The sequence below is a fragment of the Janthinobacterium goodfellowi genome, assembly GCF_051380695.1.
GTDB lineage: Bacteria > Pseudomonadota > Gammaproteobacteria > Burkholderiales > Burkholderiaceae_D > Janthinobacterium.
Genome location: NZ_JBNYXN010000004.1, coordinates 94,359 through 112,302 on the forward strand (window position 1 = coordinate 94,359; position 17,944 = coordinate 112,302).

Below are 17,944 nucleotides of genomic sequence, written 5' to 3' on the forward strand. Positions count from 1 at the left end.
TGCGCTTGCCCTTGCACAGCAGGCTGGCTCCGCCATGGCGCCGCCGGGCGTTGCCAGCTCGCGCATCGTGCGCTTCGCGGCGGAAGACTGGCCGCCCTTCATTTCCCGCAGCCTGCCTGCCGACGGCATGTCGGGCGCCATGGTCAGCGCCGTCTTCGAACGCATGGGCTATGTCGTCAAATATGAGTATTTTCCGTGGAAGCGCGCCATGCAGTTTGGCCTGGCCAGCCCCCGCTACGCCGGGTTCCTGGCCGTCTGGCGCACGCCCGAACGGGAAAAACTCTGCCATTTTTCTGTTCCGGTTGGCAATACGCAAGGGGTGCTGGCCTACCTGAAGGAGGATGGCGTGCCCGGCGCCACCCTGGCCGATCTGGGCCAGCTGCGCATCGGCACCGTGGCCGGTTATTCGAACGGGGAGCAGTTCGATGGCATGGTGGCGCGCGGCGAGCTGAAGACGGAAGAGGGCTTGAACGATGCGACGAATCTGAAGAAGCTGTTAATCAAGCGTTATCGCGTGATCGTCATCGAGCGCCATGTGCTGCAGCACTTGCTGATGGGACGCAACTTCAGCAAGGCTGAACGGGAACGCATCGCCGTCATCGATACCGTCTTCAAGGAGCGCCCCGTGCATGTGTGCTTCCAGCGCGATGCCGAGGGGGCGGCGCGGCAAAAGCGCTTCAACGAGGCGGCGCGCGACATCGACACGGCCCGTCTGGAACGCGATTACTGGAAGCGGCTCGACCAGAGCCTGGCGGCGGCCACAGCCCATCCCTGACACTGCGCGCCGCTGTTGTTCGTTGCCAAAACGAAATATCTAAATACGAAACCATTCGTTCTTGTTTGTTTGTCCATCCTTTAGTCTGCAGCCACTGTGTTGACGACTTTGAAAGGATGTTTTCGTATGCTGGAATTGATTCACAAGCAAGACCCCGCCCCGCGCCGGCGGCTGCTGGCGCACGCCGTCTCGTTGGCCGTGCTCGTGCTGGCGGCGCCTGGCGCGGCCCATGCGCAGGCGCCGCTGGACGCCGTGATCGTCACGGGTGCGCGCGGCACGGGCCGCACGGTAGCCAACAGCGCTGCACCGATCGATGTGATCAGCGCGCAGCAATTGCAGGCCACGGGCAAGTTGAACCTGCTCGACGCGCTCGATACGGCCTTGCCATCGTTTAACTTGCCCGCCCGCGTACAACCCGACCTGGGCAGCATCGTGCGCGCCGGGCAGCTGCGCAACCTTGACCCGTCGCATACCTTGGTGCTGGTCAATGGCAAGCGCCGTCATACGACGGCCATCGTCAATGAGGATGGTTTTCCCGGTTCCGTCGCCACCGACCTGGCCCTGATCCCCACGGGGGCCATTGCCCGCGTGGAAATCCTGCGCGACGGCGCCTCGGCCATCTACGGTTCCGACGCCATCGCCGGCGTCATCAATATCATCCTGAAAGCGGACGACAAGGGCAGCTTCAGCACGCAACTCGGCTCGACCTACGACGGCGACGGCACGAACGGTTCCGCGCGCATCGATGGCGGCACGCGCCTGGGCGAACACGGCTTTGCCCACTTCGGCGCCGAAGTCCAGCGCCAGGGCATTGCCGTGCGCAATTTTGGCTTGAATCCCGCCTATCTGTCGTATCCGGCCGTGCGCAACAGCGATGGCCAGCTGGTCAAATTGGGGCCGAACAACAGCTTGCCGGCGGGCGCTGCACCGAACCCGGCCGAAGCGACGCGCAACAGCAATCCCTGGCGCAATACGGGCGTGCCGCAAAGCACGACTGCCTCGCTCAGCGCCAATCTCGGCTATGACGTGTCGAACGAGGTGCAACTGTACGGTTTCGGCACCTACGCGCACCGCAATGCCCGCTCGGCGCAGAATTACCGCCTGCCCATTACCATTTTCAATAACAACAAAGGCTTGCTGGCCGTATATCCCGACGGCTTCACGCCATATGAAACGACGAGCGAAAACGACTTTTCCTTGACGGGCGGCATCAAGGGCGAAACGGCGGGCTGGTCCTGGGACCTGAGCACGACGTATGGCCGCGACGATATCGACGTGGGCGTGGAACACTCGGCCAACTACTCGCTGATTTATCCGGGTGGCAAGACGGATTTTGACATCGGCAAGCAGCGCTACAGCCGCTCGACGACGAATGCGGACGCACGCCGCCCCGTGCCGCTGGGCTTGAGCGAGCCAGCCGACCTCAGCGTCGGTCTCGAGTATTCGCATGAAACGCAGCAGCGCAGTCCGGGCGAGCCCGCTTCCTGGCAGGGTAGCGGCTCGTCCGCGCTGGCCGGCTACCTGCCCGTCGATGCGTCCGACACGGCGCGCCACAGCTATGCGGCGTATATCGGCCTGGGGGCCAAGCTGACGCCGCAGTTGCTGCTCGACACGGCCTTGCGCGCCGAAAAATATTCCGATTTCGGCAGCAAGACGACGGGGCGCTTGTCCGCCCGCTATGACGTCACGCCCGCCGTGGCCGTGCGCGGCACCGTCAGCAACGGTTTCCATGCGCCTAGCCTAGTGACGCAGTCGTATTCGAACACGTCGGACCATGCGGGCGTGCCCTATACCCTGGCGCAGCCGAATTCGGCCGCTGCGCGGGCCCTGGGCGCGCAAGCGTTAAAACCGGAAAAATCGACGAATCTGTCGGCCGGGCTGACCTTCAACCCTACGCCGACCCTGCGCCTGGCCGTTGACGCGTATCAAATCAAGGTCAGCGACCGTCTGGGCGTGTCGTCGAACATCGGCATCGACCGCAGCTCGGGCGTGGCGCTCGATGGCAGCGGCCGGCCGCTGACGGCGGCGCAAGCGACCACCATTGAAAACCTGCTGCGCTCGGCGGGACTGACGGTGGGCAATGGCCTTGTCGCCCATTATTTTGCCAACGTGGGCGACACGCGCACGCGCGGCGTCGACTTGACGGCCGAGGATGTGCTGCGCGTGGCCGATGGCAAGCTGCGCTGGACGGCGGCGGCGAATTTCAACCATACGAGCCTGGTGGGTAAGGCGGAACTTCCTGCCGTGCTGCAAGGCTTGCCGAACATCGGCACCCTGAGCAAGTCGGCCGAGTACGACTTGCTGTACCGCGCGCCGCGCGACAAGGAAATCCTCACGCTGGCATATGAAAAAGCCGGCTGGACATTCAATGTACGCGAGACGCGCTACGGCAAGCTCAAGCGCCTGAACGCCATCACGGGCGGCGATTACCGGCTGAAAGCGGCCTTCGTGACGGATGTCAGCGTCGGCTACGACGTCAGCAAGCGCATCAACGTGACAGTGGGCGCCAACAATGTCTTCGACCAGAAACCGGGCCAGGTGCCACGCGAGGCCCGCAGTGCCGCAAGTCTGGCGCAGTACACGGGCGCGTATGACAACTCGGGACCGCTGGGCGTGCTGGGCGGCTATTACTATGCCCGCGCCACCGTCTCGTTCTGATTTTCCCCATCCCTCTACCTCTCATCAAGAACAGGAAATCCTATGTCTGAGCACAATCAACACGCCGCCATCGATCTGGAATGGGCGAATCTCCTCTCTCCGCAACGCCGCACTGTCTTGCGCGGCGGCGGCCTGGTGGCGGCGCTGGCCGCTTCCGGCCTGGCGGGGTCGGCCCTGGCGCAGGATGGTGCCGTCAAGCGCGTAAGGCCTGCACCCGGTAAAAGCCCATGGGGCGAGCATACGGATACGGCGCCCACGCCGCGCCCTGTCAGCGTGCGCCCCGGCGAGGAAACCTTGCCGAGCAAGCCGCGCGCCTACACGGATATCGAGAGCTATCACGCACACATCTATTTTGACGAAGACAGTTACCAGAAGGCGGCGCTGATACGCAAGTGGGCGGCCGAGCGCTTCCAGATCGAACTGGGCGACTGGAACCTGGAACCGCGCGGCCCGCACGTGACGCCGTCGTTTTACTTTGGCTTTACGAATGAGCTGTTACCGGTGATCGTACCGTGGCTGCAGCTTAACAGCCTGGGCCTGACGATATTGATCCACCCGAATACGGAAGATCCGCGCGCCGACCACCTGTATTACGCGCTGTGGGTGAACCGCTCGCAGCCCGTGAATGGCTATGCGATGAAGAAGCCGGGCCCGGGCGAGCCAAGGGTCGAGCAGATATTTGTCAATACGCGCCCGACGGTGAAGATCGAGCGCGCGTGAGCGGCGCATAAAAGAAAACGCCACGCCAGTATGAACTGGCGTGGCGTTCTGATGGAGATGCCGTGTATCAGCCGTGTTTCTGGATGAATTCACCGATCTTCGGGCAAATGATCTCGCGCCAGCGGCGGCCCGAGAAGATGCCGTAATGGCCACATTTCGGTGCCACAAAATCTTGCTGCATGTCGGCAGGGATGCCGGAACACAAGTCGTGTGCGGCCTGCGTCTGGCCGGCACCGGAAATGTCGTCCAGCTCGCCTTCCACGGTAAACAGCGCCACGTTCGTGATGTCCTGCGGACGCACCAGCTGGCCGCCCACTTTCCAGGTGCCCATCGGCAGGCTGAATTCCTGGAAAACCGTTTTAATGGTTTCCAGGTAGTACTCGGCCGGCATGTCCAGTACGGCGTTGTACTCGTTGTAGAACTGGCGGTGGCCTTCCGCCGGCTCGTCATCGCCCGTCACCAGGTGCATGTAGAACTCGCGGTGGCTTTGCGCGTGGCGGCCCGGGTTCATGGCGATGAAGCCGGCGTGCTGCAGGAAGCCCGGATACACCTTGCGGCCAAAGCCTGGGTAGTTCGGCGGCACCGCGTAGATGACGGTGTTTTCAAACCACGAGAACTTCTTTTCCGTCGCCAGGTTGTTCACTTGCGTGGGCGAGCGGCGCGGGTCGATCGGGCCGCCCATCATCGTCATGGTTTTCGGCATGTGTGGATCTTTTGCCGTCGCCATCAGCGAGATGGCGGCCAGCACGGGCACGGTCGGTTGACAGACGGAAATCACGTGCAAATCAGGCGCCAGCAGGCGGATGAATTCTTGCACATAATAAATGTAGTCATCGAGGTGGAACGGGCCTTCCGTCAGCGGTACCATGCGCGCGTCCGTCCAGTCGGTGATGTAGACATCGTGCTCGGCCAGCAAGCCGCGCACGGTATCGCGCAGCAGGGTCGAGTGGTGACCGGACAGGGGGGCAACCAGCAAAACTTTGGGCTGTTGCAAGCCAGTGGCTTCTTTTTTGAAGTGGATCAGGCGGCAAAACGGTTTTGTTACGACAACGTGTTCGCGGATGTCGACGCTCTCGCCTTGGACGAGAACGGATTTGATATCGAATTGTGGTTTTTCGTAGTCTTTGCCAAGGCGGTACATCAGCTCGTAGCCGGCTGCGATGCGTTGCGAAAACGGGGTGTGGGCCAGAGGGGAAACCGGGTTGGTAAATAACTTGGAGGACATGTCTGCCCATTGCATCACCGGAGTGAGGAAAGAGCGTTGCAGTTCGTGCAGTTGGTAAAGCATATAGAGTCCTTGTTTGATTCCAAGCGCCAATATCGGCTCAAATATCATAATCCAATTTTACGATATTTGTTGAGGACAAAATGTGCTTTACCACGCATAGGTCCACAGTTTGCGCATAGTTGTGACAGCGCGCCACAGTTACGTGGATAGACCTGCAACGATGCTTTAAAAGCAAAAAAAGCAGCGTTTCCGCTGCTTTTTGTCTGTTTTTTTGCCGCCACGCCCCTGCGGGGAAGAGCCTCCATCCCCGCCGGAATTGCCGCCGCAGCTGCCGTGCGTTTAGCGCACCAGCATGTCGAGCTTGTCCTTGACGTCCTTGTATTGCTCCGCTTCCGGCAAGGCAGCCTTCGTCTTGGTGATCGAAGGCCAGTTACGGGCCAGATCGACGTTGATCTTGATGAAGGCTTGCTGGTCGCCCGGCACGTCCTCTTCCGCGAAAATCGCGTTCACCGGGCACTCTGCCACGCAGACGGCGCAGTCAATACATTCGTCCGGATCGATTGCCAGGAAGTTCGGGCCTTCCCGGAAACAATCTACCGGGCAGACATCGACGCAGTCGGTATAGCGACAGGCGATGCAGGATTCGGTGACAACGTGGGTCATAACAGTCCTATCAATTTTTGGGGGAGGTGCTGTAGCGCCTGCAGGAACTTCGGCGGCGCATACTAAAGCAAAGCATTGTATTTTAAGGCAATTCGCTATTTCTCACAAATCCCGCTTATATACAATACATATAAGCAAATTCATTTTTTGGCAGTGTCGGTGCCGCGCAGAGCGGGCAGTTCAGCGACTATCCGGGACGTTGCCATGAAGAACGCGGCAAGAACGCGACAGTCGCCCAACGCGGCAAGGAGCAGGGCGGCTGGTGTGCTGGCTTGCCGTGTGGTGTTTTTGTTTTACTCAAATCAAGATCGGCACAAATAAGTGCCGGAACAATCAGGCGCTGGCGCGTATTTGCGTCAGCAATTGCTGCCATTGTGCATTTTCAGCGCTGCCATCCTCGGCAAACGTGATGGTGCGGCGCGCGGTGGGCGCATCGACGGTGATCTGCCAGCGGGGAATATCGGCGCCCACGTGTTCATCCCTGGCCTGCGGATGCGTGAAAAAGCCGCTGCTGGCCAATGCCGCTTCCAGCCTGGGGCCAGCCGGATGGGCTTGCGTATCGATCTCATACTGTTCGCTCAGGCCGGCAAAACCGCCGCTGCTGCGGGCTGAAATTTTCATGCTGCTCCTTGCTGTTGTGGGTGGTGTAGGCCGCGTCATGGCCTGCCGCTGGTGCGGCTGGCCTGAAGCGGGCGCGCCGGTGCGCTGCCTTGTACGGGACTGTTTACCGGGGACCGTAACTGCGGCACCAGGCGGCCAGCGCTTCGCGCTCCGCTTCGAGCAACTGGTCCGATTCGCTGTATTCCGCATGGTTCATGGTACCGCAGCAGGCGCGCCGGTCTTGCACGGCGCCATCTTCGTCGACGACATCGGGGGCGAACGTCATTTGCCCCTCCTCCGTCATGGCATTGGCCTTGAGCACTTCGCGCACGGTAAAGCTGTTGCGGATGAAGTCCAGGTAGGCGCTATTGCCATCGGCCTGGGCGATGGTCAGCATGTGGCCGGCCACGTCGGCATAAGTGGCGGCCTGGTCGGGCGACGCCAGCAGCGCGCGCAGGACCAGGCTGCGCAGGTAGTCGCCGCAGCGGTGCAGCACGGCCGCGTCGTCTTCCAGCTGGGGCTGGCGTTCATGGGCAAAGATGTCGGCCAGGATGTCGTAGATGGCGCCCGTAAACACTTGCGAGATGGCATGCACTTCCGTGCCTGCTTCCGACAATTTGATGTCATTGTCGGCATTGCGCAAGCCATTCGGCCGGCCCAGGGCCAGGCCGAATTGCTCAGCCAGGTCGGCCAGGAAGGTTTTATCGTGCAGATCGGATTTCGTTTGCGCGATCACCGCTTCCACCTGGTCCAGCTGCGACAGGGCCAGGAAGATGGCCGTCAGGTCGCCGAACGATTCGTGCAAGCCGCCCGTTTGCGGCGGATTGTTGCTGAGCAGCCAATTCGGCTTGAGGCCATCGAGCACGGCGTGCCCCGTTTCATGCGAGACGATGTCGAGCGAGCGGCAGGTGTAGACGCGCTCGGTGGCGCCGCTGGGGATGAAGTCGCCGAACTTGAGGGCCTTGTCGCTGCGGCTGTAATACGCATTCATGACATTGGGCAAGCCATGCGGGAAGACGCGCAGGGGCGCCGTATTGCTGGCGCTATTCCATTGCCACGGCAGCGGCGGCGCCGTGTCGTTGCTGGCCAGCGCGCGCTGGTACATGGTGAGCGTCATGCGCACGATGGCAAACGTGTGCACGGCGTCGAACTGGTCGGTGTTGGGCGAGACGATGAAGTCGCCGAAGGCATTCGGGCTGACTTGCGCGATGCCCGGCTCGCCAAACGTGATGCGCGCGTCGCGCGGGCCTTGCAGGATCAGGCCGGGCAGGAAGCTCTTGCGCGTGCCCAGTTCGCTGACGGACGGGTCTTGCTTCCAGATCAGCACGCGCGAGCCGACGGGCACGGCGGCCAGGTTGCGCACTGTTGCCTCGGTCAGGCGGGGCGGGCCCGGCTGCAAGGTCAGTTGCGCATTCTTGCGGTGCAAGCGGTATGGCGCCGATGGGGTAGGGACGTAGCCGACGGGCAGGGACACGCATTTGGTCAGGACGGCTTCGACCGGCACGATGACTTTCTGGTCCATGGTAGTTCTCCAAGACACGCGCAACTGGAACTGGAATAGTCGTCCCGCTTCGGCGCGTCCGGTTTGATCCCGCGCAAACGACATGCGGGAAGGATGGGCTTTTTTCGGCGCCCGGCGCCGGCTGCGGCCGTGCCTGCCGCATGGCGGCTGGTATGATGCTGGCCGTATGGCCCCGTTTTTATAATAAAAGGATCGTTTGATGGCGGATATAAATATAGTTCAGCAACATAAGCTGACAGCAGCAAAGGCGCGCGCAGCGGCGCAGCAAGTGGCCGACAAGCTGGCCCAGGAATATGACCTGGCGTGCGCCTGGGATGGCGATGTGCTGCGCTTCGAGCGCAGCGGCGTCGATGGTTCGCTGACCCTGGAAAAAGAGCAGGCGCAACTGCAAATCAAGCTGGGCTTCATGCTCAGCGCCTTCGCCTCCACGATTGAAGGCAAGATCGCCGAGAAAATGCGCAAGGTGTTTACCGAGCCGGCGTGATGGCGTTTCACCCGCTTGTCTGGCGCCCTGTTTGGTGCTAGGGAGCGTGTCGCGGCGATGGGCGAAAAGACGATGAAAACACGTCGCTTTTCGCCTTTTTTACGTCTGACTGTACGCTGGCGAACATTGCTAGCACATTTCTATTTGGAAAGCCATTGGACTTTGATGGCTTTTTGCGTTATACTTGAGTCATATTTACAACAGCTACACCGCGTTTCACCTTCTGCTTCGCAGTACTCTCCGCTCGCTGAGTGGTGAATAATTCTTCGGGTTTTACACCCGCATCCAGTTAAAAAGTAGCTTGGTCGATTTTTTGTCGGTCAAATACATTTGGTGCCATGTATTTGCATGGCGCTAGCGTTGTTAAAAGTCCTGAACCACAGCCTCTTTTAGCACGCACACGGCACCCCGGCACCGGCTTTGGCCATCCGCTGGTCACACGCGTGTCACCCCCTGTTTCCTGTCGCTCCCGTGCGCATTGTGCGCCGTGGCGTAGCCGACGCAACAGGGTTTGCTGATTCCCGCCGCAAGCTAGCAGGCTTGCTGGGTTTCAATCCATTCGTCAAATCGAGGGAGAACCACATCGTGGCAAAACAAATCATTATCGACCATGTGTTCAAAGTGTTCGGCGACAAGCCAGAAGAAGCACTTGAACTCGTCCGTCAGGGCGCCAGCAAGCAAGACATCCTGGCCAAGACTGACTGCACCATCGGCGTCTTCGACGCCACCTTTACCATTGAAGCGGGCGAGATCTTCGTCATCATGGGCCTGTCCGGTTCGGGCAAGTCGACCCTGGTGCGCATGCTGAACCGCCTGATCGAGCCGACCGCCGGCCGCATCCTGATCGACGGCAACGACATCAATACCTTGCCGGACGCCCAGCTGCGCGCCCTGCGCCGCAAGGACATCAGCATGGTGTTCCAGTCGTTCGCGCTGCTGCCGCAAATTACCGTGCTCGACAACACCGCCTTTGGCATGGAACTGGCCGGCATGCCCAAGGCCGAGCGCCATGCGCTGGCCCAGCAAGCGCTGGAGCAGGTGGGCCTGGACGGTTACGGCGCCAGCTACCCGGACGAATTGTCGGGCGGCATGCAGCAGCGCGTGGGCCTGGCCCGTGCGCTGGCGTGCGATCCATCGATTTTGCTGATGGATGAAGCGTTTTCCGCGCTCGATCCGATTATTCGTACGGAAATGCAATCGGAACTGCTGCGTTTGCAGCAAATCAAGCGCCGCACCATCGTCTTCATTTCGCATGACCTCGACGAAGCCATGCGCATCGGCGACCGCGTTGCCATCATGAAAGACGGTCACGTGGTGCAAGTGGGCACGCCGGAAGAAATCCTGCGCAAACCCGCCAACGATTATGTGCGCAACTTCGTGCGCGGCGTCGATGCGGCGGCCGTGTTCAAGGCCAGCGATATCGCCCGCAAGAGCCAGATCGTCGTGTCCGAGTCGCCGAGCCGCGGCTCGCGCGCCGCGCTGTCGATGCTGGAAGAGCAGGATCGCGCGTTTGCCTACGTCGTCAATCCGCAGCGCAAGTTCCTCGGCGTCGTCTCGGCCGATTCGCTGCGCAATGCGCTCGACGGCCATGTCGGTCCGCTGGGCCTGGCGCATGCCTATCTGCCCGACGTGCAGACCATCAATGCAGACGAGCCAGTCGCCGGCCTGTTCGGCCAGGTGGCGCAACTGCCTTACGCCGTCCCTGTGGTGGCCAATGACGGCAGCTTCCGCGGCGCCATCAGCAAGACGACCTTGCTGAAGTTCCTCGACCGCGACACGCCAGCCATTGCCGAACAACAACAGAAAGGACAAGCATGAACCCAAGCACCGTTTCCACAGTAGAAGCTGTTGTTGAACAGCCGGCCGCCCAAATCAATCCCTGGGCGCTGACGCCGCCCACCGACGCCAGCACCGCCTGGCTCGACGCCGCCGCGCCTGCCGCGCAGCCGGAACACGCGACAGGCTTTCACCTGGCACAGATCTTTGACGGCTCGCTGCCGCTGGAAAGCTGGATCAACCAGGGCCTGGGCTGGGTCGTCGCCCATTTCCGCCCCTTCTTCCAGGCCGTGCGCGCGCCGATCGACAGCGTGTTGTCCGGCGTGGAAGGCGTGCTGCTGGCCGCCCCGTCGCTGACGGTGATCGCCATCATCGGCTTGCTGGCATGGCAATTCACGAGCCGCACCCTGGCCATCGGCACCGTGCTGGCGCTGCTGCTCGTGTCGATGCTGGGCATCTGGCCGGAAGCCATGACGACCCTGTCGCTGGTGTTGACGTCGCTGGCCTTCTGCCTGGCCATCGGTTTGCCGCTGGGTATTTTCCTTGCCAGCAGCGACCGCGCACAGAATATCCTGCGCCCCTTGCTCGACGCCATGCAGACGACGCCCGCCTTCGTCTACCTGGTGCCGGTGGTAATGCTGTTCGGTATCGGTAATGCGCCGGGCGTGATCGTGACGATCATCTTTGCCCTGCCGCCGCTGGTGCGTTTGACCAACCTCGGCATCCGCCAGGTGCGTCCCGACCTGATCGAAGCGGCCCGCGCGTATGGCGCCTCGCCGTGGCAGTTGCTGACCCGCGTGCAGTTTCCGCTGGCCATGCCGTCCATCATGGCCGGTATCAACCAGTCGCTGATGCTGTCGCTGTCGATGGTCGTGATCGCCTCGATGATCGCCGTCGGTGGTCTGGGCCAGATGGTATTGCGCGGCATCGGCCGCCTGGACATGGGCCTGGCAACGGTTGGTGGCCTGGGTATCGTGTTGCTGGCTATCACCCTGGACCGCTTGACGCAAGCGATGGGCCAGCCACGCCGCGGCGTGCGCCACTGGTACCAGACGGGTCCTGCCGGTTTCGTGCTGCGCCTGGTGCGCGGCAACACGGAGAAAAATAATGTTGAACAGCAAGCAACGCTGGCCAACGCACAATAAGAAAGGATTTACATGCATCAAATTGACAATTTTAAAGTGACGCAAAAATCGCAACGCAAGTTCCAGCTGTTTTCCGCCCTGGCGATCGCCGCCATGGCCCTGACCACCAGCCTGGCCATGGCGCAGGCGCCGGCCGCTGCCGCCGATGTGCTGCCCGGCAAGGGCGTCAAGGTGCAGCCGCTGCAAAGCTCGATCGCGGAAGAAACCTTCCAGACCATGCTGGTCGACAAGGCCCTGGAAAAGCTCGGCTACGAAGTGCAGCCGATCAAGGAAGTGGAATATCCGACCGCGCATATCGCCATCGCCAACGGCGATGCCACCTTCATGGCCGTGCACTGGGATCCGATGCACAAGGATTTCTATAACAATGCGGGCGGCGATGCCAAGCTGTTGCGCACGGGCCAGTATGCGGGGCCTGCGGCGCAAGGTTATCTGATCGACAAGGCGACGGCGGAAAAGTACAACATCACGAATATCGACCAGTTGCGCGATCCCACCCTGGCCAAGCTGTTCGACCACGATGGCGACGGCAAGGCCGACTTGACGGGTTGCAACCCCGGCTGGGGCTGCGAAGCACTGATCGAGAACCACATGGATGCGTACAAGTTGCGCGAGACGGTGACGCACGTGCAGGGCAGCTATGCGGCCCTGATCGCCGATACGCTGGGCCGCTACAAGCGCGGCGAGCCTATCCTGTACTACACGTGGACGCCGTACTGGGTCAGCGGCGTGCTGGTGCCGGGCAAGGACGTGGTCTGGCTGAAAGTGCCGTTCTCGGCCAATCCCGACAAGGTGAACACCCGCCTCGACGATGGCAGCGACTACGGTTTTGCCGTCAACACGGCGCGCATCGTATCGAACAAGGCCTGGGCGGAGAAAAATCCGGCCGCGGCCAAGCTGTTCGAGGTGATGCAATTGCCGGTGGCCGACATCAATGCGCAGAACGAGCGCATGCGCCGCGGCGAAAACACGCAAGCCGATATCGCGCGCCATACGGCCGGCTGGATCAAGTACCACCAGCAAAAGTTTGACGGCTGGATCGCGCAAGCGCTGGCGGCGGCAAAAAAGTAAATTACGGCTGATACAGACGTAAAAAAAGTGGCTACCGATTTGGTAGCCACTTTTGCGTTAACGGCCTGTTTTGGTGGTTTTTTGTGAGTTTTCAGCCGTTTTCGGCCAGTTTCAGGTGCAAAATGGGGAAAGGCTTACCAAAGGGGTCGCATTCCGAGCGGCTTTCCCCGATAAAACCCAGGTGGCGGTAAAAGCCGTGCGCTTGCGTGTTGTGCTCGTTGACGTCGACGGTCGTGGCGCCCAAGGCCGTGATGGCGTACTGGACCAGCGTGCGGCCGGCGCCGCTGCCGCGTTGATCGGGATGCACGAACAGCATCTCGATCTTGGCGTGCTCGATGCACAGGAAGGCATAGGCGGCGCCGTCATCGGCGCGCAGCACATGCAGCAGGCGTTCGGCCGTCACCCTGGCCAGCTCATCGCGGACGAAGGGCATGAGGAAAGCGATATCGCTGTCGGCGAGGAAATCGTGGGTGGCGCGTACGGACAGGTGCCAGACGTCAAACAAACGGGGCAGGTCGGCGGCATGGGCCAGGGAAGTCGGTGATGGTGTCATGTGGAAATAATAACATTGCCCCGGGCTGTGCCGGGGCAGGGGGATGATCAGTCCTTCAAGTCTTCGATCAGGTCGATGTATTGCTGCTGCGCCTCTTCCTTCGAGGTGCCGGCCAGGGCCGCCCAGGCGTCGAACTTGGCGCGGTTGACGAAGTCGGTCATGCCAGGGCGCTCGCCCGTGGCGTCACCGCTCGACGCTTGCTTGAACAAGGCATAGATTTTCAACAAGGTCATATTGTCCGGACGTTCGGACAGGGTCTTGGAATCGAGCTGCGCTTGGTCGAATTGCTCTTGTAAACTCATGATGGCTCCTGTGTGCTGATGGAATCGCTGGAAAAGTGCGGCAGGCGCGGCGGAGTGGCCACCGTGCGTGCTGCAGTGCCTGACATCATAGTGAAAAAAGCGCGCCGTGCATTAGAGGACACACTCAAAACAAAAGCGCCGCCGCTGAATGAACAGGGGCGGCGTCAGGGACAGTCGCTTGAGCGCTGTGGAGTCGGTGCTTATACGCCCAGCAGTTCGACGTCGAAAATCAGGGTGGCGTTCGGTGGAATCACGCCGCCGGCGCCGCGGGCGCCATAGCCCAGTGCTGCCGGGATGATCAGCTGGCGCTTGCCGCCCACTTTCATGCCTTGCACGCCTTCGTCCCAGCCCTGGATGACGCGGCCTGCGCCCAGCGGGAATTCGAATGGGTCGTTGCGGTCCTTGCTCGAATCAAATTTCGAGCCGGCGCTGCCGTCGTCGTTTTGCAGCCAGCCCGTGTAATGCACAACAACATTGTTGCCGGCTTGCGCTTCAGCGCCTTCGCCGACGACGGTGTCGATGTATTGCAGGCCGGAAGCGGTCGTGGTGGTGGTCATGATAATCCTTGTGTAGGCGATGAAAGCTACAGATTGTAGAGCAATGAGTTGCAAAGCGCCATTCCAGGCCCGGTCGCAGGGAAAATGGGGAAATTACGGCGATGTGTGGCTGCCGCTTGCATTTAAGGGGGGAATTAACACAATAAATACAGTGTTCCACGTAAAATGCATGTTTTGTATTTAACAGTGATTTCTTCCATGTTCCGCAGTCTACGCCGCCTTGTTTTTTCCTCGCTGTGCCTGGTTTCCGCAATGTCTACGGCGCAAGCCGAAGTGGTGGTGGTACTCAATTCCCGTGATGCTACGGTGCAACTGCTGGACCAGAAAACCTACGCCCCCCTGTCCACCTTTGCCGTCGGCAAGGAACCGCACCACCTGATGGAGACGCCGGACGGCAAGTCGCTGATCGTCGCCAGCTCCGTCGGCAATGAACTGATCTTCCTCGACCCCGTGTCGGGCCAGATCCAGCGCCGCATCAGCAACATCCTCGACCCCTACCAGATCGGCTTTTCGCCGGACCAGAAGTGGTTCATCTCGAACTCGCTGCGCCTGGACCGCATCGACCTGTACCGCTACGACGGCAAGAACCTGACCCTGGCCAAGCGCATCGCGCTGCCGAAGCTGCCCAGCCACATGGCCTTCACGGCCGACAGCACCATGGCTTTCATTACGCAGCAGGGCAGCAACCAGGTCAGCGCCATCGACCTGGCCACGCAGACGGTGAAATGGACCATGCCTGTCGGCCCGGCGCCGGCCGGCATCACGATGACGCCCGACGGTAAATATTTGCTGGTCGGTATCATGGGCAGCGATTACGTGGAAGTGATCGACTGGCGCACGCAAAAGACCGTCAAGCGCATCAAGGCGGGCGCCGGCACGCATAATTTCCGCGCGCTCGGTGACAACCGCATGACGTTCGTGTCGAACCGCGTGTCGAACACGATCAACATCATCGACCAGCAAACCCTGGAAAACGTGGGTACCATCAACGTGCCCGGTGGCCCGGACTGCATGGAAATCACGCCCGATGGCAAGACCATGTGGGTAACGTTGCGCTGGATCAAGAAAGTGGCCGTGATCGATTTGACCACGCGCAAGGTGATCAAGACGATCCCCGTGGGCCGCTCGCCCCATGGCGTGTATTTCGCCACGCACTCGCCACGCATGTGATGACGGGTGTGATGATGAAACGCCTGATTTCCGCGGGCCGCGTGCCCGCCATGCTGCTGTGCGCCGGCACCATGCTGACGCCCGCGCATGCCGCCGCACCTGCCGCCGCTGTACCAGCCGCATCTTCAGCGCCGGCCGCCTGCAAGGGCACGATCTACCTGACCTTCGACACGGGCAGCCAGTCGCAAGCGCAACTGATCGCCGACGTGCTGAACAAGCGCCATATCAAAGCCACGTTCTTCCTGGCCAATGAAAAGACCACGCGCGGCGATTATTCGCTCGATCCTTCGTGGGCGCCGTACTGGAAAGCCCGGGTCGCCGAAGGCCATGCGTTCGGCACGCACACGTTTGACCACCTGTACTGGAAGAAGGATATGGCCAACGGCTTGATTCAGGTCAAGCCCCAGTTCGGCAAGGATGGCGGCAAGCTGGCGTCATTCACGGATCAGCAGTTCTGCGAGGAATTGCGCCGCGTCGATACGCGTTTCCAAGAGCTGACCGGACACAAGCTCGACCCGTTCTGGCGTGCGCCGGGCGGCTACACATCGCCGCGCACCCTGGCGGCCGGCAGCGCCTGCGGCTACCAGCATGCGGGCTGGGCGCCGGCCGGGTATTCCGGCGATGAGCTGCCCAGCGACAAGTATCCGAACGCCATGCTGCTGAAAAAAGCGCTGGCGAATTTGCGCAGCGGCGACATTTTCATTTCGCACATGGGCATCTGGTCGCGCAAGGAGCCGTGGGCGCCCGCCAACCTGGACGCCTTGATTTCTGGCCTGCAAGACAAGGGTTTCTGTTTTGCCACCCTGCGCGAGCATCCAGCCTACGCGCAGAAGAAGGGCCAGCCATGATCGCCGCCGACATCCTCAGCTTTGTCACCCCGGTGATCGACGCCGTGGTCGACGCGTTTGGCGTGGCGCAAGGCTGGCTGTTCCAGACCATCGTCAATCCCCTCGTCTATCACCTGGGCTTTGGCGAATTCACGGAAGAAGCGTTCGAGGGCACGGAATGGCTGCTGATCGGCCTGTGCGAACTGGTGCTGCTGTTTCTCGTGCTGCGCCCGCTCGAAGCCTTGATTCCCGCGCAAAAGATCACGGACCCGCGCGCCCGCTGGAACGACTTCATCTACACGGTGCTGCACCGCATCGGCCTGTTTTCCGTGCTGGTCTTCTTTACGCTCGATCCGCTGATGGATGCCTTGGCAGGTGCCTTGCGTTTCGACAATATCCATCCATTGAACCTGGAATCGCTGTTGCCCGGCATCAGTCCCTTGCTCAGTTTTATCATTTATTTTGTGATACTGGACTTCGTCGACTATTGCTACCACCGGGCCTCGCACCATTTCGGCTGGTGGTGGGGCTTGCACAGCCTGCATCACAGCCAGCAAAACATGAACTTGTGGAGCGATGACCGCAACCACTTGCTCGACGACTTCCTGCGCGACGTGGTGATGGCGCTGGTGGCGCTCGGCATCGGCGTGCCGCCGGGCCAGTACGTGCTGCTGGTCTCGATTTCGCGCATCCTGCAAAGCTTGCAGCATGCGAATGTGAGGATACACTTCGGCCGCATCGGCGAGCGGCTGCTGATCTCGCCCCGTTTCCACCGCACGCACCACGCGATCGGCGTGGGGCATGAGTCGAAAGGCAAGGGCAGCATGGGTGGCTGCAACTTCGGCGTGGTGCTGCCGATTTGGGATATGCTGCTGGGCACCGCGAATTTCTCGTCCGGCTATGCGCGCACGGGCGTGCGCGATCAGCTGGCCCGCATCGATAGCAAGGGCATGGGCCGGCCGGGGCGCAATTATGGCCGCGGCTTCTGGCAGCAGCAATGGCTGGGCCTGCGCCGCATGGTGGAATTTGCAAGATTGAAACGAAAAGGACGCCGTTGATGCGTAATGTGCTGAATTCGTATGGCCGTGCTTTCCTGTCGCAATTGCACGGCAGGATATTGCTGCTGAGCATAGCGCCGTTCATCCTGTCGCTGATCCTGTGGGGCGCCCTGCTGTATGTGGGCTTGCAGCCGCTGATCGACAGCCTGCATGCGCTGTTTACGCAATATGACTTCTTCCGCACCAGCGGGCAGGTGCTGGCCACCTTCGGCCTGGGCATGCTGAAAGCGGTGATCGTGCCCCTGATCGCCATGTTCATGCTGTTGCCGCTGATGATCTTGACGGCGCTGATCTTCATGGGCCTGTTCGCCATGCCGGCCATCGGCCGCCACATCGGTGGGCGGCACTTTCCGCAGCTGGAAAAGAAGCATGGCGGCAGCCTGCTGGGCAGCGTCGCCACTTCGCTGGCCACGTTCTTGCTGTTCATCATCGTCTGGGTGCTCATGCTGCCCTTGTACGCGTTTCCGCCGGCCGCACTGGTGGGGCAAGCCGTGCTGTGGGGCTGGCTGACCTATCGCGTGATGGCGTATGACGCCATGGCCGACTACGCCAGCGTGGAAGAGCGCCGCGCCATCATGCGCACGCAGCGCTGGCCGCTGCTGGCCATCGGCATGGTGTCCGGCGCGGCCGGCGCCGTGCCGGGCATGCTGTGGATGGGCGGCGTGATGTCGGTGGTGTTCTTCCCCTTCCTGGCGGCGTTCGCCATCTGGCTGTATGTGCTGATCTTTATCTTTACGGGTCTGTGGTTCCAGTATTACTGCCTGGAAGCACTGGCGCGTTTGCGGGGCGTACGCGGCATGACCGACGTGGCGCCCGCAGACGCCTGACCATTTTT

General features: G+C 61.2%; 18 protein-coding genes. 11 read left to right on the forward strand and 7 right to left on the reverse strand.

The features are described 5' to 3' along the window. The first annotated feature begins 34 nt into the window (after positions 1–34). From ACQ4WQ_RS16460 to ACQ4WQ_RS16470, 3 genes are all read left to right on the forward strand, one after another. Positions 35–775, forward strand: coding sequence for a substrate-binding periplasmic protein (locus tag ACQ4WQ_RS16460; protein ID WP_436498461.1), 741 nt, complete (start codon positions 35–37; stop codon positions 773–775). 126 nt (positions 776–901) lie between these two features. Continuing rightward, entirely contained in the window at positions 902–3,433 is a 2,532-nt protein-coding gene (locus ACQ4WQ_RS16465; RefSeq protein WP_436498463.1) for a TonB-dependent receptor plug domain-containing protein, read from the forward strand. A 42-nt stretch (positions 3,434–3,475) separates the two neighbouring features. Then, positions 3,476–4,153, forward strand: coding sequence for a DOPA 4,5-dioxygenase family protein (locus ACQ4WQ_RS16470; protein WP_436498465.1), 678 nt, complete (start codon positions 3,476–3,478; stop codon positions 4,151–4,153). 67 nt (positions 4,154–4,220) lie between these two features. On the opposite strand, the gene ACQ4WQ_RS16475 is transcribed toward ACQ4WQ_RS16470, so the two are convergent. The 4 genes from ACQ4WQ_RS16475 to ACQ4WQ_RS16490 form a co-directional block, all read right to left on the reverse strand. Beyond that, positions 4,221–5,441, reverse strand: a complete 1,221-nt coding sequence (locus ACQ4WQ_RS16475) for a polyhydroxyalkanoate depolymerase (protein WP_070219273.1) — start codon at positions 5,439–5,441, stop codon at positions 4,221–4,223. Positions 5,442–5,720: 279 nt separating this feature from the next. Beyond that, the gene (fdxA, locus tag ACQ4WQ_RS16480) at positions 5,721–6,044 is read right to left on the reverse strand and encodes a ferredoxin FdxA (RefSeq protein ID WP_010395176.1); all 324 of its coding nucleotides are present in this window, start codon (positions 6,042–6,044) and stop codon (positions 5,721–5,723) included. A 333-nt stretch (positions 6,045–6,377) separates the two neighbouring features. After that, positions 6,378–6,665: a protealysin inhibitor emfourin gene (locus tag ACQ4WQ_RS16485; protein WP_436498467.1), complete on the reverse strand. Its 288-nt coding sequence runs from the start codon at positions 6,663–6,665 to the stop codon at positions 6,378–6,380. A 103-nt stretch (positions 6,666–6,768) separates the two neighbouring features. Continuing rightward, positions 6,769–8,166, reverse strand: a complete 1,398-nt coding sequence (locus ACQ4WQ_RS16490; protein ID WP_436498469.1) for a gluzincin family metallopeptidase — start codon at positions 8,164–8,166, stop codon at positions 6,769–6,771. A gap of 199 nt (positions 8,167–8,365) precedes the next feature. Between ACQ4WQ_RS16490 and ACQ4WQ_RS16495 the strand changes: the two genes are divergently transcribed. From ACQ4WQ_RS16495 to proX, 4 genes are all read left to right on the forward strand, one after another. Further along, the gene (locus tag ACQ4WQ_RS16495; protein ID WP_282405890.1) at positions 8,366–8,650 is read left to right on the forward strand and encodes a polyhydroxyalkanoic acid system family protein; all 285 of its coding nucleotides are present in this window, start codon (positions 8,366–8,368) and stop codon (positions 8,648–8,650) included. A gap of 585 nt (positions 8,651–9,235) precedes the next feature. After that, the gene (proV, locus tag ACQ4WQ_RS16500) at positions 9,236–10,468 is read left to right on the forward strand and encodes a glycine betaine/L-proline ABC transporter ATP-binding protein ProV (protein ID WP_076569217.1); all 1,233 of its coding nucleotides are present in this window, start codon (positions 9,236–9,238) and stop codon (positions 10,466–10,468) included. Then, positions 10,465–11,571 carry a glycine betaine/L-proline ABC transporter permease ProW gene (gene proW / locus ACQ4WQ_RS16505; protein ID WP_436498472.1) on the forward strand — a complete coding sequence of 369 codons (1,107 nt, stop codon included), beginning with the start codon at positions 10,465–10,467 and terminating at the stop codon, positions 11,569–11,571. Before proV ends, proW begins: the two co-directional genes overlap by 4 nt. Before the next feature lie 12 nt (positions 11,572–11,583). After that, positions 11,584–12,642 carry a glycine betaine/L-proline ABC transporter substrate-binding protein ProX gene (gene proX / locus ACQ4WQ_RS16510; RefSeq protein ID WP_436498474.1) on the forward strand — a complete coding sequence of 353 codons (1,059 nt, stop codon included), beginning with the start codon at positions 11,584–11,586 and terminating at the stop codon, positions 12,640–12,642. 91 nt (positions 12,643–12,733) lie between these two features. On the opposite strand, the gene ACQ4WQ_RS16515 is transcribed toward proX, so the two are convergent. From ACQ4WQ_RS16515 to ACQ4WQ_RS16525, 3 genes are all read right to left on the reverse strand, one after another. Further along, positions 12,734–13,195 (reverse strand): GNAT family N-acetyltransferase, encoded by a 462-nt coding sequence (locus ACQ4WQ_RS16515; protein ID WP_436498476.1) that lies wholly within the window; start codon positions 13,193–13,195, stop codon positions 12,734–12,736. Positions 13,196–13,242: 47 nt separating this feature from the next. After that, positions 13,243–13,497 carry an acyl-CoA-binding protein gene (locus ACQ4WQ_RS16520; protein WP_071325159.1) on the reverse strand — a complete coding sequence of 85 codons (255 nt, stop codon included), beginning with the start codon at positions 13,495–13,497 and terminating at the stop codon, positions 13,243–13,245. Positions 13,498–13,697: 200 nt separating this feature from the next. Then, positions 13,698–14,054, reverse strand: a complete 357-nt coding sequence (locus tag ACQ4WQ_RS16525; protein ID WP_034760263.1) for an FKBP-type peptidyl-prolyl cis-trans isomerase — start codon at positions 14,052–14,054, stop codon at positions 13,698–13,700. Positions 14,055–14,252: 198 nt separating this feature from the next. On the opposite strand from ACQ4WQ_RS16525, the gene ACQ4WQ_RS16530 reads away from it, so the two are divergent. Genes ACQ4WQ_RS16530 through ACQ4WQ_RS16545 form a run of 4 tightly spaced genes read left to right on the forward strand, consistent with a single transcriptional unit; the run spans position 14,253 to position 17,936 of the window. After that, positions 14,253–15,224: a YVTN family beta-propeller repeat protein gene (locus tag ACQ4WQ_RS16530; RefSeq protein WP_495542709.1), complete on the forward strand. Its 972-nt coding sequence runs from the start codon at positions 14,253–14,255 to the stop codon at positions 15,222–15,224. Positions 15,225–15,235: 11 nt separating this feature from the next. Continuing rightward, complete coding sequence (locus ACQ4WQ_RS16535; RefSeq protein ID WP_436498480.1) at positions 15,236–16,072, forward strand: polysaccharide deacetylase family protein; 837 nt, start codon at positions 15,236–15,238, stop codon at positions 16,070–16,072. Then, positions 16,069–17,109 carry a sterol desaturase family protein gene (locus tag ACQ4WQ_RS16540; RefSeq protein WP_436498482.1) on the forward strand — a complete coding sequence of 347 codons (1,041 nt, stop codon included), beginning with the start codon at positions 16,069–16,071 and terminating at the stop codon, positions 17,107–17,109. The genes ACQ4WQ_RS16535 and ACQ4WQ_RS16540 overlap by 4 nt, the downstream gene beginning before the upstream one ends. Next, positions 17,109–17,936: an EI24 domain-containing protein gene (locus ACQ4WQ_RS16545; protein WP_436498484.1), complete on the forward strand. Its 828-nt coding sequence runs from the start codon at positions 17,109–17,111 to the stop codon at positions 17,934–17,936. The genes ACQ4WQ_RS16540 and ACQ4WQ_RS16545 overlap by 1 nt, the downstream gene beginning before the upstream one ends. The last annotated feature ends 8 nt before the right edge of the window (positions 17,937–17,944 follow it).